We start from the raw sequence: 16,402 nt of genomic DNA, 5'->3' as shown, positions 1-16,402 counted from the left end.
AACTCGCGTGCTAGTCCGTTTATTAAAATATAGTATAAAAAATTATAAATTTCATGCTGAAACCATGAAACTTCATAGGGTGGTGAGCTATGTTAAAATGTCAAAACCTCTAATGTAACTGAAATAATATATTCATAAATCGATATGTATTAAAGTCCAGGAGCGGCTGAATCTGAAGCTTCCTCTGTCTTATCTTTCTCTTTCTCTTTTGATTGTTGATGATCATGTTTCATATGGAGTAATTTGTCTTTAATTGATTCCGCATGTTCCTTACATTCTGCTGGTCCAGGGTTTGCGTCTCTATCGAAATCCTTTTTCAAATCAGCTCTGGATGCAATATTATAAGATACATGGACCTCATTTTCTGATTTAAGAGATAAGGTCTCAGTAAAGTCCAGGACATTTTCTATGAATTGTGCTGCTTTCATGCGCCCATCTTCATCATTATTAAAGGCGCTGGAACGTTTTTCTCCAAAATTAGGATCGTAGTAAGTCAGTTTGAACTGCCCACCTTCCAGATGCGAGATTCTCATGCCTGTTGTATGGCCAGTATTTTCTTTTGGACACCTCATAAAGAACTGGATACGATCTTTTTGGGGGTTTTCTACTATATCTGTAACTATATTTTGAGCAATCTCTGATTTTGTTTTCTCAGTATAGGGTTTCCTTTTTTCATTAAATGCCTCGTTATGTCTTTCCTTTACTTCTGTATTTCTTTGCAGAAACGCGATCTGGCGTACCATGGGCATATCGCTGTAGTCCACACCACTATTTACCTCCTGGCGTAAATTGTTGTGGAATTTATCGGTAACCAACCAGGTACCCGTTAATCCCATACATTCGCCAGAGGGATCCAGTAAATTACTTTTTTTTGCAAAGGCTGTTTGAGAAAAATGAATGAAGTTAATTGATATAAAATTAAGAATACGGGTAAGTATGTTATAAGTTCCATGTTTTGATGTATCCAAAGCTTTTAAGTAATTACTTTGCGTTTCTTTATCTAACGAGAAGATAGTTTCACTCATAAAATCCTTATGAGCCTCGCTTAGTTTGACATAATCAAATGCACTCACATTTTTTAAAAACCCGGTTACTGCTTCGGGATTTTTCTTATTAAGTGAAATTAGCCCTTTAGCTATCTCCTGATATTGTTCTGCGCTCACTCCTAACCAGCCTGATTTATCCAATAGGGTTTCACTCATAAAATCGTTATGAGCCTCGCTTAGTTTGACATAATCAAATGCACTCACATTTTTTAAAAATTCGGTTACGGCTTCTGGATTTTTCTTCTTAAGTAAAATTAGTTCTTCAGCTATTAATTTATATTGTTTTTCATTGATACCTAACCAGGCTGATTTCTCCTGAAATTTGTAGAGCGGAGAGGATTTCTCAATTGTTTTTCCCATGATATGTTCTTTTGGTGGCTATTAATTTCAGTATAGTCAATCCAAAATTGTTTGCTCAAATTTTAATCTAAATAGGATTGTTAAATTAAGATAAATTGGTATGCACTCATTTTTTAATTGAATGTTCATCAGGAACTGTGAGTTTCATGATTGGCGAGAAAATTTTTCAGTCATTAATGGAGTTGTATAGCGAGATCCGATGATCTCGCATAAACACAACAGGGATTCAGAGATGATCCCACAAGGAGTTATCTTTAATTAACTAAAGCTTAAATTTCAACCGAAATTAGTTCCATACAATTAGTTCCACCAGGCGTTCCAATAGTTCTGCCTCGGGTTAGTAACACATAGCCATTTTTATCGATGAGTTGTGTTTTGACTAGCTCCTGAATAATTTGTTGATTCAAGTTTTGATGATCCAGATTATGATAATCAAGATAAATAGGATATACATTATTAACCAAACATAAGCGTCCCACGGTTCGCTTATTGGCAGATACGGCGATAATAGGGACGGTACTGTGTTGTCGGGATATCCATAGAGCGGTATCACCGGATTCTGTCAGAGTAATGATTGCCTGGATCGGAAAGTGATTAGCAGCGTGCATGGTTGCCATAGCAATGGCCTGATCAGCACGTTGATAGTGACATGACTCAGGATCTGCATGATAAAAAAAACTGGCGTGCTTTTCAGCGCTTAAGCAAATTTTATTGACCATGGTAATTACTTTTATGGGAAATTGTCCGCTTGCAGTCTCGGCAGAGAGCATGACAGCATCTGTTCCATCCAATATAGCGTTGGCTACATCTGATACTTCGGCGCGGGTAGGTTGAGGATTGGTTATCATTGATTCCATCATTTGAGTCGCAGTGATTACCACTTTATCCAAAAGACGGGTTTGCTCAATCATGTGTTTTTGAATGGCTGGAACTTCAGCTGCGCCAACTTCTACGCCCAGATCGCCTCTGGCTACCATAATGGCATCTGCTTCCTGAATAATGTCAGTTAAATGATCCAGGGCTTCAGTTCGTTCAATCTTGGCAATTATAGGCGTAATTTTAGCGCCAAATTCGGTCATTAATGCCCTTGCATTCCGAATATCCTGGGCATCTTTTACAAAGGATAAACTAATATAATCTACCTCTGCCTGAATTGCCGTGCGTAAATCGTTGACGTCCTTCTCTGTCAAGGTTCTTGCAGCGAGTCCGCCACCTTTTCTATTTAATCCTTTTAAATCGGTGAGGACGCCGCCTTCTATAACGTGGCAATGGATTTTTGAGCCAGCAATGTCGGTCACTTCCAATTCAATTAAGCCGTCATTGAGTAATAAATGATCGCCTGCATCCAGTTCATCTGCCAGATTGGGATAAGCAACTGAAACTCCATGCAGATCACCCAGTTCCCCTTTGGATTGACAATCCAGAATAAAACTCTGGCCATCAACCAAAGTAATGGACTTATCTTTGAAACGACCAATTCGAATTTTAGGGCCTTGTAAATCCGCCATAATGGCCACGGGATGATTCATTTCCTGGGCAATTTCTCGCACGAGAGCAATAAGCTGTATGGCTGAGGCATCAGCATGTGAAAAATTAATCCGAACCACATCAACCCCGGCACCAAGCATTGCACGCAAGGTGACGGGATCTTTACTGGCTGGACCAAGGGTCGCTACTATTTTAGTTCGTCGTAACATCTTTAGCCCGCTCCTGCAAAATGGCTACTGCTGGCAGAGTTTTCCCTTCCAGACACTCAAGAAATGCTCCACCTCCAGTGGAGATATAAGAAATTTGATTATTCAAATCATAGAGATCCACTGCGGCCAAAGTGTCGCCACCTCCCGCTATGGAAAACGCATCACTTTCTGCAATGGCAATGGCAAGAGCCCGGGTTCCATATGCAAACTGGGCAAACTCAAACACGCCAACCGGACCATTCCAGATGATGGTTTTTGCTTCATCAATAATATCGACATAATCACTGACCGTCATTGGGCCAATATCAAGTATCATGTCGTCTGTAGCCACATTAGCCAGTGTTTTATTAAAGGCAGGGCAGTTTTCACTGAATGTTTTGCCAACTACCACATCGGTAGGCAGAGGAATTTTGCATCCTTTTTCTTCAGCAAGTTTGAGAATCTGACGTGCTTCATCCAGCAGGTCTGGCTCATACAAAGAAACACCTATTTCAAACCCCTGTGCTTTCAGAAAAGTATTCGCTATGCCGCCACCGGGGATAAGATAATCCACCATACCTACCAATTGTTTCAATAAGCTCAGTTTGGAGGATACTTTTGCTCCTCCAACTATAGCCACAATGGGTTTTTGGGGGTTCTTGAGCACCAGTTGCAACGCTTCCAGCTCTCTTACTAATAGTGGGCCAGCAGCAGCCACTGGTGCGTATTTTGCTACACCGTAAGTAGACGCTTGGGCTCTATGTGCAGTTCCAAATGCATCCATGACAAACACATCGCAAAGATTCGCTAATTTTTTTGCCAGATGTTCATCATTGCTTTTTTCACCTGGATTAAACCGTACATTTTCACAAATGACTAATTCACCGGGTTTAATGTCAATACCGTTAAGGTAATCACTGACAAACCGCACAGGATAGTCGAGATTTTGTTCTAAATAATCAGCAACCGGCTGTAAAGAGAACCGTTTCTCATAACGACCTTCTTCTGGTCGGCCAAGGTGCGAGAGTACCATTACCGCTGCACCTGCATCCAGCGCAGATTTTAAAGTCGGTAGTGCTGCTCGCAATCTTTGGTCACTGGTGATCATTCCATCTTTAATCGGCACATTGAGATCTTCACGAATTAAAACCCGTTTACCGGCAAGGTCTATATCGCTCATTTTAATCAGATTCATTCGTTATCCTTTAACAATTCATCATTTGGTGTGCTGTATCTATCATACGATTAGAGAATCCCCACTCGTTATCATACCAGGCAACTACTTTTACCAGGTTACCCAATACTTTAGTTTGAGTTGCATCAAAAATTGATGATGCGGGATTGTGATTAAAATCACAAGAAACCAATGGGTCTTCATTGATTTGTAAAATTCGGCTTTTTGCCTGGCGTACAAGATTATTTACTTCTTCAACTGTAGTTTCACGTTTCGCTACAAACGTTAAGTCAATTACTGAAACGTTAAGAACCGGTACACGCATGGCAAAACCATCCAGTTTGCCGGCCAGTTCAGGTAAAACAAGACCTACTGCAGCAGCAGCACCAGTTTTGGTTGGTATAATAGATTGAGTAGCTGAACGTGCACGACGCAGATCTTTATGGCTGCCGTCTAACAACATTTGATCTTTAGTATACGCATGGACTGTATTAAGCAAGCCGTGTTCTATACCTAATCCATCATTTAAGGGTTTTACAACCGGAGCCAGGCAGTTAGTGGTACAGGAAGCATTGGAAACTACAGTATCACTTGCTTTAATTACCTGATGGTTTACACCGTACACTACGGTTGCATCAACGCCTTTTCCAGGTGCTGAAATCAGTACCTTTTTAGCTCCGGCAGTAATATGTTGCATGGCAGCTTCTCTATTGGTAAAGAAACCAGTACATTCAAAAACAATATCAACATTCAAATCCTTCCAGGGAAGATTTAATGGATTGCGTTCCGCGATGACCTGGATATTGTGCCCATCAACGACGAGCATATTGCCTTCGATTGATACATCAGATCCGAAATGACCATGTGTTGAATCATGACGGGTTAAATGAGCTGTGACATCAATACCTGATAAATCATTGATAGCCACGATTTCAAATTCATTCTGTCTGTTGTATTCAAAAATCGATCTTAAAATGCAACGACCAATGCGGCCATAGCCATTAATTGCGACTCGTATTGCCATGTTACTTCTCCGAGTTGAGGTGCCCTACTCATACTTGTTTGCGGCAAGTATATCCTTTTGATGTTTAAAAGGTGTGGGTTACACAAGTGTTTGTTTTGTTAATCTGTCCAATGTATTCGTTATATGTTCTATGGTAATTCCCAGAAAGTCATAAGCTTGTGCAGCTGGCGCAGAAACACCAAAACTATCAAGACCTATCACCGCTCCATCCAGACCAACAAATTGATACCAGTACGCAGTACTTGCAGCTTCAATTGCTATACGGATCCGAACCTCATTGGGTAATACCTGATTTTTATAAGCAGCATCCTGAGCTAAAAACAGCTCGCCACAAGGCATGGATACTACTCTTACTTTTAGTCCTTTGGACTTAACCTGCTCAGCAGCTTGAATGGCCAGCTGCACTTCTGAACCGGTTGCTATTAATAACGCGTCAGGCTTACCTGCGCAATCTTTAATTATGTACCCGCCTTTTTTTATTAATTCGGCAGCATTCTCACTGTGTGGCAGGGCTGGTAGATTTTGTCGAGAAAGCAGTAAAGATGCCGGTCCATTATGATGCTCTAAAGAGTGTTGCCAGGCAACAGCCGTTTCCATTAAATCTGCGGGTCGCCAAACAGTCATGCCTGGAGTCATTCGTAACATTGCGGCATGCTCTACAGGTTGATGGGTTGGACCATCCTCTCCCAGTCCTATTGAATCATGTGTAAATACGTAAATCACACGTTGTTTCATTAAGGCGCTAAGGCGAACGGCATTTCGAGCATAATCCGAAAATACCAGGAAGGTCCCTCCGTACGGTATGAATCCACCATGAACAGCAAAACCATTCATAATAGCCGCCATTGCAAATTCTCGAACTCCATAATAGAGATAGTTACCAGAATAATCCTTTGTCGTTATTGCTTTGCTTCCTGACCAATCGGTATTATTGGACCCGGTCAGATCTGCCGAGCCTCCAAACATTTCTGGTAATAAAGCGGCAAAATATTCTATGCACTGTTGTGATGCCTTTCTTGTGGCTATGGCTTTTTCATTGGTGCGGCATTGATTGACGAATGCGGCTGAGGCTTCTTGCCAGTTATCGGGTAAATCCCCATTAATACGGCGTAAAAATTCAAAGTGTTCTTCAGGATAACATTGCTGATATTCATGTTGCAGTTGCAACCATTGTTGCTCTTCCTTTTCACCTTGTTCTATATGATTCCATTGATGCGCAATAGAGTCAGGAATGACAAAAGGAGCATGAGGCCAGTTAAAAAACTTTCTTACACTGAGAATATCATCCGCACTTAGTGGAGAGCCGTGTGATTTTTCACTTCCGGCAACGGAAGACCCAAGTCCAATGATCGTTTTGCACATGATTAGAGTGGGTTGTGTTTTATTCGCTCGGGCTTCAATAATCGCCCGTTCTATGGCGTTCATATCGTGACCATCAACAGCCTCAATTACATGCCAGTTATATGCTTTAAAACGGGACGCTGTATCATCGGTAAACCAGGATTCAACTTTACCATCAATGGAAATTCCATTGTCGTCATAAAATACTATCAGTTTTCCGAGTTTCAAGGTTCCTGCTAATGAACAGGCTTCATGTGAAATACCTTCCATCAGACAGCCGTCACCAACAAAAGAATAAGTATAATGATCTACCAGTTCAAATCGCTCGCGATTAAATTGACTTGATAGTATTTTTTCAGCCAAGGCCATACCAACGGAATTAGCCAAACCTTGACCTAATGGTCCTGTTGTCGTTTCTACCCCAGGGGTATGTCCTTGTTCCGGGTGACCCGGTGTTTTAGAGTTTAATTGACGGAAATTTTTAAGTTCTTCAATGGATAAATTATACCCTGTCAGATGAAGAAGGGAGTAGAGCAGCATTGAGCCGTGACCATTGGATAATACGAAACGGTCTCTGTTAAACCATTGCGGATTCTTGGGATTATATTTTAAGAATTTTTTCCATAACACGGTTGCGATATCTGCCATACCTAATGGCATTCCAGGATGACCCGATTGAGCCTGGTTTACGGCATCAACACTTAATATGCGCACGGCATTAGCTAATTCTTTGGAAAGATTCATGCGAACTCTTATGCATTTAACTGAGGCGCTATTGTCGCTCAGAAGGCATAAATCAGCAAGAAGACCATTCATTTTTAGTTGTAACTAATGTAAATTCCATACTTTAATGTTTTTAAAATTTTACTTATTGTTTATTTATTGGCATAATGTGCCTGTTTTTGTATCCTTTCAGATATAAAACGGGATTTTTCTACATAGCACTAAATGATTCAGGCCAAAAAGAAACTAATTTGATATCCAATAGATATTTTCAGGAAATCATGACTCCAGTTATCTTGCATTTAAGAAGCAGTTTCCCAGATTTGCCTCAAATGGCAGAAAGTAATTCCCTGCAATGGTCATTTGATGAACATATCAAGCTTCTTGGCCCCGATTTTTATAAGAAAATTGTTCTTAATCATCCTCTTTTAAATATGGAATACAGCATTTTATGTCATCAGATCCGGCATAATTTTTCTTATCCAAATCAAATCAGTCAGGATCAGGTAATTGAGCAATTACAGTCTGCCTTAATGCTTGCTGAATTATTAGAGCAGGTTCATTTGCATTATCTGATTGTTCCTCGTGAAGTTGTGAGATTACGGCGCCATCAACAGGTGTATAGAACTCTGCTTGAAGAAATGGCAGGAATGAAGTTTCCCCTCAGAAATTCTATTATCGAACCCTGTCAACCTGAATTCTCCTTGACTCAATACATTCGGGATAATACAGCACAGATTAATTGGTTCAGGCTCCTTGTTACCCGTACCAAACGGGTATTGAATTTTTTAGATCTTGTAGGTACAGGGTCAGCGACATACAGAAATTTTGTCGGACTCATGGATCAATATACGAATCCTTTTTTTGCTTATCTTGCCTGGTGCTTCTTTATTCCACGTTTAACCACTAATCTTTTTTTAATCGTGAAACATACCATTTCATGGCCAGACATGGATGATAAAGAAAAAGCACTAGATTGGTATGTTCGTCTTCAGGCTCAATTACAACGCCGTTGGTTTGAGTTAGGCAACGATCTGGTCTGGGTCAGTGTGGGATTGCTTAATTGTTTTGTCTTGATAGGAACTTTAGCACCGTTATCCATATACTTCACTTTGTTTGCTTTTGCTTTTGATATTGCGAATGCGAGTTTAAGAACCTACATCGAATTAAACCGACTCTATAAATTGCAAGATGAATACAAAGAGATGTTTCGTGCAACAGATGATGAAGAACACAAAAAGGCCATTAAAGAGTATCAGAATTACATCAATCATCGGATTGAATTTGAAAAAATGCGTTTAGGTTTGAGTCTTGCGGGTACCCTGGCCATATTTTTAGCCATGTGTCTTGCTATTCCTGTTCTGGCTGTAAACCCTGTTCTTCCTTTTATTGGCGCTGTATTATTAATTGCGATTTGGGTGGCTACTTTTGTATTAACCCGCAACGTAGAACAGTACCGACCAAATGATACTGTTGAAAAGCCTTCCGGCGTTGTTCAGTTCGGAATGTTTGCCAGGAAAAATAATGAGCAGCTTAAGCCTGATGTTGCTCCGGAAGATTCACTCGAACCTCCAGAAGATGGTCATACTTTATTGAATTGTGGATAGAGTGTTAATCAATTGATATGCTATGCTTTCACGCATTAATTATCAGATCAGGGTATAACATGTCATCGCCAATTGGATTGCCACAATTTAGTCATATAGACGTTGCCGGATTCAAGACTCATCTGGAAGCATTATTAAAAGGTCATTTGGAACAAATAGATACGGTACTCAAGGAAAATCAACAGTACACCTGGGACAATCTGATGTATCCCCTGGATGATTTGGCTGATTCCCTGGAGCGATTCTGGTCGCCTATGTCCCATCTTCATGGAGTGATGGATTCCAAGGCTTTACGTGAATGTTATGATGCGTGTTTGCCCTTATTGTCTGCCTATGAAGCAGCTATAGGTCATAATCATGAGTTATATGAAGCAATTAAATCCATAGACAAACATCATTTAAATCCGGCGCAACAAAAAATTATTGAGGACAGCCTACTTGATTTTGAGTTGTCTGGTGTTGCTCTATCCAAGGAAGATAAAAAACGTTTTGAAGCGATTCAGGCACGGTTAGCAGAATTGTCAAATCAGTTTGGTAATAATGTACTGGATGCAACTCAGGCATTTACTATACACATCACTGATGCCAATCGATTGGCGGGATTGCCAGATCATGCCATGAATACCGCAAGGGAACTGGCTGTTGAAAAAGGTCTGGAAGGATATGTCCTGACTCTTGAGTATCCTTGCTTTCAAGCGGTGATTACGCATGCACAGGATAGAGCCTTACGTGAAGAGATTTATCAAGCTTATATAACGAGAGCGTCGGATCAGGGGCCGAATGCCGGATCCTTTGATAATACTGATTTGATCAACGAGCAATTGGCATTACGTCATGAAAAAGCCCAACTCCTCGGATTTAATAATTATGCAGAACTCTCCCTGGCGACTAAAATGGCTGAATCAACCAGTCAGGTTGTTGAATTTATGACCGATTTGATTGATAAAGCTCGAAAGCAGGCTCAGCATGAGTTTGCTCAATTAGAACAGTTTGCTGCGGAACAATTTGATCTGGCACCAGTGAAACCCTGGGATGTGGCTTTTTTATCTGAGAAAAGAAGACAGGATCTCTTTACTTTATCTCAAGAAGAATTACGTCCTTATTTTCCTCAACCTAAAGTGATGCAAGGTTTATTTACTATAGTCAAAAAGCTCTATGGAATGACTATAGAAGAAATTCCAGGTGTTGATGTTTGGCATAAAGACGTACAATGTTTCGGTGTAATTGATGAACACAATCAGGTACGCGGTTACGTATATACCGATTTATATGCCAGACCTAATAAGCGCGGTGGGGCGTGGATGGATTCATTGCAAAGCAGACGAAGGCTGGAAGATGGAACTGTGCAACTTCCGATTGCTACATTGACTTGTAATTTTGCAAAAACCTCAGCTAATAAACCAGCAACTTTGTCCCATGACGAAGTCATTACTCTGTTTCATGAGTTTGGTCATTGCTTGCATCATCTTTTGACTCAAGTGGATTACTTAAGTGCTTCTGGTATTAATGGCGTGGAATGGGATGCGGTTGAATTACCCAGCCAGTTTTTTGAAAATTGGTGTTGGGAGCAGAGTGCTCTCTCTTTATTAACATCCCATGCAGATACAGGTGAGCCCCTCCCGGTTTCATTATTTGAGCGCTTGTTGGCCGCAAAAAACTTTCAAACGGCTATGGCTATGTTAAGACAAATGGAATTTTCTTTGTTTGATTTTCGTATTCATCAAGAATTTAAAGCGAATACGAATACTTTGGTAGCCGATGTTCTTGCTGATGTGCGTCGCAAAACGAATATCATTCCCATTGCTCCTTATAATCGGTTTCAGCACAGCTTCAGCCATATATTCAGTGGCGGCTATGCTGCAGGTTACTACAGTTACAGTTGGGCTGAAGTATTATCCAGTGATGCGTTCTCCCGTTTTGAAGAGGAGGGGATATTCAATCCTAAAACAGGCCATGATTTCCTGAAATTTATTCTGGAAGTAGGCGGATCCAAAAAAGCTGCATCAGCCTACAAGGAATTTAGAGGACGTGCTGCAACAGTAGATGCCTTACTCAGACATAATGGCATTCAGTCTGAATAGAATTTCAGTCTTAAGAATAAAGAAAGGACGTATTTATGAATAAGAATAGAAAAAAAATAAGCTCTATTAGGTTAATTGGTCTGCTTGCTATGGGGCTTATATTTACAAGCACACACAGTTTCGCTCTTCCGTTTAACATCGTTCCCAAAGCAGGTACAGAACTTCCTCGTTCCTTTAAAAACGGACAAACAGTATTTGCTTATTATACGGTTTATAACAATACTCTTGTTGCAAGAAGTGGTAATTTTGTGAAATATTTACCGCTTAATGTCACTCAAGTGACAGGCAACGGTACTTACCCAGATATTTGCGGCTCTTCATTCAATCTTAATGGTAAAGGTCAACCGGGAAGCAGTTGTACCTTGCAACTTAGAATTTCTGGTGTAGTGAATAAAGATGACCTTGATCCTCATCACCAGCTGTTTGTTTGTTTTCCAGGAGGAAAAACCTGCGCAGGGACACAATCTCGATTAGATGTGACTCAGGATTTAACTGCCTATATTATTGGTTTCAACAGTAATAACATTACCAAATGTCCAATACAATCTAATGGCAGTTTTGGTACCTGTTCTAGTGCTGGCTCAATAGTAGAACCACCATTGGGGCTTAGTTTCATACCCAATTCTCCACAAGTCTGGTTTACTGAAGGGGGAAATAATTTTATAACGGCATGTACTGTTAAAAGCGATGGAAATCTTACGGCTTGTGGTGACATTTTAGATATTGCATTGCCTTATGGTGTTACTTTCCATCCTTCAAGGAAATATGTCTATGTAACGAATAGCAACAGCACTACAGTCACTTATTGCACCCTCTCCGACTCGAATATTCCTGGGGCATGTCAACAGACAGGTTCTGGCTTTAGCCAACCACTTTTTATCGCAGTGAATCCCTCTGGAACTTATGCCTACATTACTGACAATATTTACGGTACTTATGGTGGTGCGGTTTCTTCATGTCAAATTAACAGTAATGGCAGTTTAAGTAATTGTATCGCCAATTTAAATTCTGCACTTAGAGAGCCAGTTTCTATTGCAATTAACCCGGCTAACCCATTGATTGCCTATGTTACTAGCTCTGCAGCAAATATTATTGCTGCCTGCTCACTCAGCTCCGCCAATGGTACTATCCTCACATGTAACGAGATGTTGACAGGAATTCAAAATCCATGGTCTATTGCAGTTAATACCACTGGAACTTTTGCGTATGTTACCAGTTTTGTAAATAACTCGGTTTATTATTGTGCGTTAAACTCTAATGGCGGGTTTGGTGATTGCAAAAAAACAGGAACAGGTTTTAACTATCCCAATGGAATCGCCTTATATTGAAGTTTCATAAGAGTGTTTCCAGAATTGACTGCTTCGTGATACAGGCAATGTAAACAGCGATCACGAAGCAGGATTAATCGCAGATATTTTATATTCAGATGACTATACCTGGTGATTTTATGTTATAATTAAAGTGTACAAATTGGGGGCGACCTGGCTTCGACGTGGGTTGCAAAACCAGAGGTGCATGCCGAGAATGAGAACTCTCGTAAATCAGACTCAAATAAATATAAATGCAAACGATGCAAACTTCGCAGAAGCTAACCTTGATGACGCTATTGCAGCTTAATCAATCTTGGTAGATGCAACGTGTACCGGCCTTAACCCCGGTGCCCCGTTCGACCGAGCCCGCTTATCGGTATCGAATCAACGGTCATAAGAGATAAGCTAGTGTCCTAATCCATCCCGGGTTACGATGCGAAACTTAGGGAATCGCTGTGTACTATCCTGCCTGTCGGAGCGTCCACAGTTAAACTCAATTGACAAGGCTACGCATGTAGAGCTGAAGGCAGAGGATTTGCGGACGCGGGTTCGATTCCCGCCGCCTCCACCAATTCAAAGTTTGTTATCATCCAATAATTCCAAAAATCATTTAAAATCAACTTTATTACCTAATTACATCTATGGGGTCAGGCCTTGAATTTTGAATTTACAAGCCTCGTCATGATTTTTTGACTATTTTACTTACACTAGCGTAATGCAAACCAAAATAATCCCCAATTTCTTTTAAACTAAATTGTCCGCTTTTGTACGCAACTTGAATCCCTTTATTTCTTGTACCTGTATTTTGTTTTATTTCCTCTAACGTGTATCTTTCTGATTCGTATTGAGTTTTCGGAATATCTATTAGATTCATTTGAGGGTCAATTTTTTTCAACATCCCATTAATAAACGCATCATTCCCCAAATAAATCTTTTTTTTAAATCACTCCATGGAGACTTAATTATTATTTCATTAGTTACATACTCCCTGTATTTCCTAACGGCTGTGGAAACATCGTCACTAAATTCACAAAGAATTTTATCCACATCCAACCAATTTGGTTTCGACTCTAGGATAGTTGCTAGGTAACTACTCCATTTCCATTCATGCGGTGAAGTAACCATTTTTGCTCGTACTGGATTTAATACAATGTATCTTGATAGCTCAAGCAAATAACTATCTTTATCAATTAACATTGCTTTGAATCGTCCTTGAAAAGCGTGCCCCAGACGATTGGGTTTGAGTATAGATACCGTTAAGTAATTGCATGCCTTTACTTAAATTACCAGCTGGAATTTTTATTAACTGATGATAGTGATTATCCATGAGACAGTATGCATAACATACTCATGTACATCTTAAACATACCTCAGAAAGAGTACTTAAAAATAAATTTCGATCTTCTTCTGAAATATAGATACGCTCCTAACCATCATCCCTTGAGGTAATATGATACAAGGCTCCTGGAAATTCTATCCGTAGTGATCTTGCCATGTTGGACTTTTAACTATTTTTTCCTTGGCATGTTTTTAATCCATTTCATCCGGATCGTCAATAGATTCATCAACTTTGAATTGATAATTCACAATTCAAGGCCTGACCCTCTGGGCAATTGCAAAAGCAATGACTACCCAATCAACGATTGTCACGCATGAGCAATTTAATTTGCAATGTAAAAGAAAAATATTGCTTCCTAATATTGCTTAGAATTTTGGTGTTCCTTTTATTCGTACTTTTGAGCTGTTACATATATTAGAGGCAAAGTTTATTTTTCAATCAGCGATATAAAGTTAGCGTTCATTTGTGCATAAGCTTGTAACTATGAGTGGTCTATAAAAACTCTTCACTTTAAACCCATTGTTTTAGATTTTTCAGGGTCTGAAACAATTAGTAGTTTGTATACTTCATATCAGCCTATATTGACTAAAAGTATTCTTTATTCTAAATTCTAGAATATGGAATGAAAAGGTGATGTGAAATGATTAAATCGCAAGACATCGTAGTTCTAGCCAAGTTATTAGCTTACCAAGCAGATCAAAGCTGGTCTCAAAATAGTATTGCATTTGAATTGTGTTTGAGTCCTTCTCAAATCAATAGTGCATTTAAGCGACTAGTTGCGGTAGGATTAATTACACCATACCATCCGCCAAGCAAGCCTCAGCCTATCATTCAGGCCTGCGAAGAGTTTTTTGTTCATGGTTTAAAGTACGTTTTTCCTGCTAAATTAGGCGAGCTAGCCCGTGGTATTCCCACCAGCTATGCCGCTCCATCCTTAAGTGATCAGATTGTTACTGGTAATGATCCTATCCCTGTGTGGCCATATGGCGAAGGAGAGGAGCGTGGCCTTGCCCTAAAGCCATTATACTCTTCAGTACCTGAATCCGTAGCAAAGCATCCAGATCCGCTATTTTATGACTTATTGACACTTATTGATGCTATTCGTTCTGGGCGCGTAAGAGAAAGGCAAATTGCTTCACAAAAAATATTGGCATTATTAAAATCAAAAAAGTTGGTAGCAAATGAATAGAAGTCCAGCTCAAAGAAATATCGAATCTCTTAGTTTAATCGCACATCGGCTTGGTGATTTATGTGATGAAGTAACTTTTGTTGGGGGTTGTATCACAGGGTTATTAATAACAGATAAAGCGGCTCCTGATGTGCGTTTTACTGTGGACGTAGATTGTATAGTCAACGTTATTACTAGACCGAGTTATTATGCTATTGCTGAGAAATTACGACAAAAAGGATTTAAGGAGCTAATTTCTGGTGATCATCCTATATGCCGTTGGGATTGCGATGGCATTTTAATTGATGTCATGCCTATAGATAAAAGTGTCTTAGGTTTTTCTAATAAATGGTATAAAGATGCGCAGGAAAATTCTATCATGCATACCATTACTGACAATGTAAATATAAAAGTTATTTCTGCACCTTATTTTCTGGCAACCAAGATAGAAGCATTTAAGGATCGTGGAAACCAGGATTTTTTATTAAGTCATGACCTAGAGGATATTATTTCAGTAATTGATGGACGACCGGAAATAGCTAGTGACGTTATAGCTGCGTCAGCTAATTTAAAGCAATATCGGTCGTCTGAATTTGGACTATTAATGAGTAATGATCAGTTTCTCCAAGCGTTACCTGGGCATTTAAACTATTCACTAGAGTCCGAGAGTCGAAAAAAAATCGTTGAATCACGGATAAATGCTATTATTGATGTGGTGAAATAATGAATATTGCTTGGCTAACTGATATCCACCTCAACTTCTTAAAGGTTGAAGCAAGAAAGAAATTTTACCAACAGGTAATCGAAACTGGCGCAGATCAGATTTTGATTACTGGCGATATAGCTGAAGCAAAAGATGTATGTGAAATTCTTCAAGAATTTAGCACCTACACAAATAAGCTTATTTATTTTGTATTAGGTAACCACGACTACTACTTTAGTAGCGTTAATAATGTACGTGAAAAAGTTCGTGCTCTGTGTGCTCAGAATAAAAACCTCATTTGGCTTGGGGAGCCTAAAACTCTAACATTAGCTGAGGGTATTGTATTAGTAGGCCATGATGGCTGGGCAGATGCGCGTTATGGAGATTTTGATCATAGCTTAGTCAATTTAAATGATAGTCGTTTGATCGCTGAGTTATATCAAGCTTTTTTATTGAATAAGTCTGCCTTAAAAAGGGAAATGCAAAAATTGGCTGACACAGATGCCGCAGTCCTCCAAGAGACATTGGATGATGCGACTAAAACTGATGTTAAAAAAGTAATTATTGCTACCCATATCCCACCATTTCCTGAAAGCAGTTGGCACAAAGATAAACCTAGCGATGAAAATTGGCTACCTTATTTCGCTTCAAAAGCAACTGGCGATGTGATTATGAATTTTGTTAAAAAACATGCTGATATTCAGTTTTTAGTTTTATGTGGTCATACTCATACAGCGATAACTATAAAACTTTCTGATAATCTGATAATTAAATCAGGTAAAGCAGAATACTATAAACCTGAAGTTCAGGAATGTATTTGTATTTAAAAATAAGGGGGCTTGTGACAAAT

Annotated in this window: 13 protein-coding genes and 1 other RNA gene; 7 read left to right on the top strand and 7 right to left on the bottom strand. The window is 39.6% G+C overall.

Going from position 1 to position 16,402, the window contains the following annotated elements:
- Positions 1-149: 149 nt before the first annotated feature.
- The 5 genes from Lqua_RS03700 to tkt all read right to left on the bottom strand — a co-directional run bounded on the left by Lqua_RS03700 (position 150) and on the right by tkt (position 7,365).
- Positions 150-1,406: a hypothetical protein gene (locus Lqua_RS03700; RefSeq protein WP_058472922.1), complete on the bottom strand. Its 1,257-nt coding sequence runs from the start codon at positions 1,404-1,406 to the stop codon at positions 150-152.
- A gap of 269 nt (positions 1,407-1,675) precedes the next feature.
- A complete protein-coding gene (pyk, locus tag Lqua_RS03695) occupies positions 1,676-3,103 on the bottom strand; it encodes a pyruvate kinase (protein ID WP_058472921.1) in 1,428 nt (475 codons plus the stop codon).
- Positions 3,087-4,277 (bottom strand): phosphoglycerate kinase, encoded by a 1,191-nt coding sequence (locus tag Lqua_RS03690; RefSeq protein ID WP_058472920.1) that lies wholly within the window; start codon positions 4,275-4,277, stop codon positions 3,087-3,089. The genes pyk and Lqua_RS03690 overlap by 17 nt, the downstream gene beginning before the upstream one ends.
- A 10-nt stretch (positions 4,278-4,287) precedes the next feature.
- Positions 4,288-5,280: a type I glyceraldehyde-3-phosphate dehydrogenase gene (gene gap, locus Lqua_RS03685; protein WP_058472919.1), complete on the bottom strand. Its 993-nt coding sequence runs from the start codon at positions 5,278-5,280 to the stop codon at positions 4,288-4,290.
- Between the two features lie 78 nt (positions 5,281-5,358).
- Positions 5,359-7,365 carry a transketolase gene (gene tkt / locus Lqua_RS03680; RefSeq protein ID WP_058473082.1) on the bottom strand — a complete coding sequence of 669 codons (2,007 nt, stop codon included), beginning with the start codon at positions 7,363-7,365 and terminating at the stop codon, positions 5,359-5,361.
- Between the two features lie 260 nt (positions 7,366-7,625).
- On the opposite strand from tkt, the gene Lqua_RS03675 reads away from it, so the two are divergent.
- The 4 genes from Lqua_RS03675 to ssrA all read left to right on the top strand — a co-directional run bounded on the left by Lqua_RS03675 (position 7,626) and on the right by ssrA (position 12,913).
- Entirely contained in the window at positions 7,626-8,951 is a 1,326-nt protein-coding gene (locus Lqua_RS03675; RefSeq protein WP_058472918.1) for a hypothetical protein, read from the top strand.
- A gap of 59 nt (positions 8,952-9,010) precedes the next feature.
- Positions 9,011-11,032 (top strand): M3 family metallopeptidase, encoded by a 2,022-nt coding sequence (locus Lqua_RS03670; RefSeq protein ID WP_058472917.1) that lies wholly within the window; start codon positions 9,011-9,013, stop codon positions 11,030-11,032.
- Positions 11,033-11,067: 35 nt separating this feature from the next.
- On the top strand, positions 11,068-12,360 hold the full coding sequence (locus tag Lqua_RS03665; protein WP_058472916.1) for an NHL repeat-containing protein: 1,293 nt from the start codon (positions 11,068-11,070) through the stop codon (positions 12,358-12,360).
- A 144-nt stretch (positions 12,361-12,504) separates the two neighbouring features.
- Positions 12,505-12,913: a transfer-messenger RNA gene (gene ssrA / locus Lqua_RS17710) on the top strand.
- 108 nt (positions 12,914-13,021) lie between these two features.
- Here ssrA and Lqua_RS18650 read toward each other — a convergent pair.
- Positions 13,022-13,216, bottom strand: coding sequence for a hypothetical protein (locus tag Lqua_RS18650; RefSeq protein ID WP_238585523.1), 195 nt, complete (start codon positions 13,214-13,216; stop codon positions 13,022-13,024).
- 17 nt (positions 13,217-13,233) lie between these two features.
- Positions 13,234-13,539, bottom strand: a complete 306-nt coding sequence (locus tag Lqua_RS18645; protein WP_238585522.1) for a hypothetical protein — start codon at positions 13,537-13,539, stop codon at positions 13,234-13,236.
- Positions 13,540-14,321: 782 nt separating this feature from the next.
- Between Lqua_RS18645 and Lqua_RS03655 the strand changes: the two genes are divergently transcribed.
- From Lqua_RS03655 to Lqua_RS03645, 3 genes are read left to right on the top strand one after another with little or no spacing between them, the layout of a single operon-like run.
- Positions 14,322-14,870, top strand: coding sequence for a helix-turn-helix domain-containing protein (locus Lqua_RS03655; RefSeq protein ID WP_058472915.1), 549 nt, complete (start codon positions 14,322-14,324; stop codon positions 14,868-14,870).
- The gene (locus Lqua_RS03650) at positions 14,863-15,573 is read left to right on the top strand and encodes a hypothetical protein (RefSeq protein WP_058472914.1); all 711 of its coding nucleotides are present in this window, start codon (positions 14,863-14,865) and stop codon (positions 15,571-15,573) included. Before Lqua_RS03655 ends, Lqua_RS03650 begins: the two co-directional genes overlap by 8 nt.
- On the top strand, positions 15,573-16,379 hold the full coding sequence (locus Lqua_RS03645) for a metallophosphoesterase family protein (RefSeq protein ID WP_058472913.1): 807 nt from the start codon (positions 15,573-15,575) through the stop codon (positions 16,377-16,379). The genes Lqua_RS03650 and Lqua_RS03645 overlap by 1 nt, the downstream gene beginning before the upstream one ends.
- Positions 16,380-16,402 lie beyond the last annotated feature (23 nt).

Origin of the sequence: Legionella quateirensis (assembly GCF_001467955.1) — a bacterium.
Classification (GTDB): Bacteria; Pseudomonadota; Gammaproteobacteria; order Legionellales; family Legionellaceae; genus Legionella; species Legionella quateirensis.
Note: the sequence above shows the minus strand (reverse complement) of the source record. Positions and strands in the feature narration are given on the sequence as shown.

Excerpts from the sequence above, each read along its gene's own strand:
- Lqua_RS03650 (WP_058472914.1), top strand. The coding sequence starts at position 14,863 with ATGAATAGAAGTCCAGCTCAAAGAAATATCGAATCTCTTAGTTTAATC.
- tkt (WP_058473082.1), bottom strand. The coding sequence starts at position 7,365 with ATGAATCTTTCCAAAGAATTAGCTAATGCCGTGCGCATATTAAGTGTT.
- Lqua_RS03645 (WP_058472913.1), top strand. The coding sequence starts at position 15,573 with ATGAATATTGCTTGGCTAACTGATATCCACCTCAACTTCTTAAAGGTT.
- Lqua_RS03690 (WP_058472920.1), bottom strand. The coding sequence starts at position 4,277 with ATGAATCTGATTAAAATGAGCGATATAGACCTTGCCGGTAAACGGGTT.
- Lqua_RS03675 (WP_058472918.1), top strand. The coding sequence starts at position 7,626 with ATGACTCCAGTTATCTTGCATTTAAGAAGCAGTTTCCCAGATTTGCCT.
- Lqua_RS18650 (WP_238585523.1), bottom strand. The coding sequence starts at position 13,216 with ATGAATCTAATAGATATTCCGAAAACTCAATACGAATCAGAAAGATAC.
- gap (WP_058472919.1), bottom strand. The coding sequence starts at position 5,280 with ATGGCAATACGAGTCGCAATTAATGGCTATGGCCGCATTGGTCGTTGC.
- Lqua_RS03700 (WP_058472922.1), bottom strand. The coding sequence starts at position 1,406 with ATGGGAAAAACAATTGAGAAATCCTCTCCGCTCTACAAATTTCAGGAG.
- Lqua_RS03670 (WP_058472917.1), top strand. The coding sequence starts at position 9,011 with ATGTCATCGCCAATTGGATTGCCACAATTTAGTCATATAGACGTTGCC.
- pyk (WP_058472921.1), bottom strand. The coding sequence starts at position 3,103 with ATGTTACGACGAACTAAAATAGTAGCGACCCTTGGTCCAGCCAGTAAA.
- Lqua_RS03665 (WP_058472916.1), top strand. The coding sequence starts at position 11,068 with ATGAATAAGAATAGAAAAAAAATAAGCTCTATTAGGTTAATTGGTCTG.
- Lqua_RS03655 (WP_058472915.1), top strand. The coding sequence starts at position 14,322 with ATGATTAAATCGCAAGACATCGTAGTTCTAGCCAAGTTATTAGCTTAC.
- Lqua_RS18645 (WP_238585522.1), bottom strand. The coding sequence starts at position 13,539 with ATGTTAATTGATAAAGATAGTTATTTGCTTGAGCTATCAAGATACATT.